1 protein-coding gene is annotated in these 1,646 nt (G+C 46.1%); it reads right to left on the bottom strand.

What is annotated here, in order from left to right:
• Positions 1-356 precede the first annotated feature (356 nt).
• Complete coding sequence (locus tag H6F80_RS00005; protein ID WP_242067079.1) at positions 357-1,154, bottom strand: fatty acid desaturase; 798 nt, start codon at positions 1,152-1,154, stop codon at positions 357-359.
• Between the last annotated feature and the right edge of the window lie 492 nt (positions 1,155-1,646).

Below are 1,646 nucleotides of genomic sequence, written 5' to 3'. Positions count from 1 at the left end.
AGTCCCGGTTCAATCTATTCAGTCTTTGTTATCAACATTTGTAGCATTCTCAATTCGCCTCATCATCCTGTGATTCAAACCTGTTATCCAGACCTGTTACTTAGAAGGTAAACCTAAACGTTACTCTATCGGCTACTCTATCGACTACTGCGGGTCAAGTTAAGTTTCTCTTGTTCTGTTTTAGATTCTTTTAAGATTTTGAAATAGACGTTTACACTGTTTACACTTCAGTTTAGGCAACCTTCGCCTGATAATCAACCTGTTCATTAAAAAATCGAGTGCTGTCGCTTAAGGCAGTAACTTTACCCCGTTTGCATACAGCACTCAAATGTTTTGCCTGCGTTTAATCCTGAGCGTTATCCTGCGGTCGGCGGCAGAATGATTCTCTTCGCCAGCCCCAGCTGCTTCAGACTCACGATCGCCCACCAGGTCATATCAATTTCCCACCATTTCCAGCCTGCCTTGGCGACATTGGGATAGGCATGATGGTTGTTGTGCCAGCCTTCCCCGTAGGTAAGAATCGCTGCCCACCACAGATTTCGCGAGTTATCATCTACCTTATGGCTGCGGTAACCCGTGATGTGACTTGCAGAATTAATCAACCAGGTGCTGTGCCAGAGGATCACCGATCGGAAGAAAAGTCCGTAAATCACAAACGACCAGCCCCCAAACAGGTACAGCACAATTCCAAGCGGAACTTGCAGCAGCAGGTAATTGCGATCGAGCCAGCGATAAAACGGATCTTTTGCTAAATCCGGTGCGAATTTGCGGTTGGATTCGTACTCAAAAAATTCTGGACGTTTGCGAAATAGCCAACCCATGTGACTCCACCAAAAACCCCGTTTTGCAGAGTAGGGATCTTTGTCAATGTCTTCAGTGTAGGTGTGATGCCGACGATGCCCCGCAACCCAAAAGATCGGACCACCCTGTAGTGCCAAAGCCCCCAAAAGGGCGATCGCATATTCCAATCCCTTCGGAACCTGAAAGCTGCGATGCGTCAGTAAGCGATGATATCCCAGACAAATGCCAATACTGCCAAACAACCAGTGCAGAAAGAGGGCAACTCCCAGAGCTGACCAGGAGAAAAACCAGGGGGCTAATAAAGCCAGACCATGAATTGCCGCAAAAAATGCAATGCTCGTCCAATTGAGCATAAGTGACTGATCGTTCTTTTGATCAGCATTAGAAATATTGAAAGTCATGAAAATCCTATTACTACTCTGTCTAGTTCATCGATTACGCTTTTAGCTGACTTAGGGATTGTGCTACTAAAGCTCATCTAGAAATTGAGGCGATTGCACTGCTAAAGCAAGAGCGATTAAAGCAAGAACAATTACTCTGTTATTTGTCATCAGGGACACACCCAGAAGTTGATTAATTCACTGGGCGGATCACTGGCCACATCACTAAGCAGATCACTGGGCTGACTACAGAGAAGACGATCGACCCAGAAAAGACGATCGACTCTCAATCAGCAATCATTAATCAGCAATCATTAATTAATAATGTAGCCTCTCTGGTGCCGAGCGAGTACGCTCCTAAGACAGAGAAACATTGAGAGGATTAGAAGGTGTACTGGGATACATGTCCTTCGGGATCGTCGCTCCACGCAAGCAGGCTCGATTCAGCTTAGCCGATGCCAGGCT

The organism is Leptolyngbya sp. FACHB-711, from assembly GCF_014695615.1.
GTDB lineage: Bacteria > Cyanobacteriota > Cyanobacteriia > Elainellales > Elainellaceae > Leptolyngbya_A.
Note: the sequence above shows the minus strand (reverse complement) of the source record. Positions and strands in the feature narration are given on the sequence as shown.

Coding starts and splice junctions, on each gene's coding strand:
- H6F80_RS00005 (WP_242067079.1), bottom strand. CDS start 1,154: ATGCTCAATTGGACGAGCATTGCATTTTTTGCGGCAATTCATGGTCTG.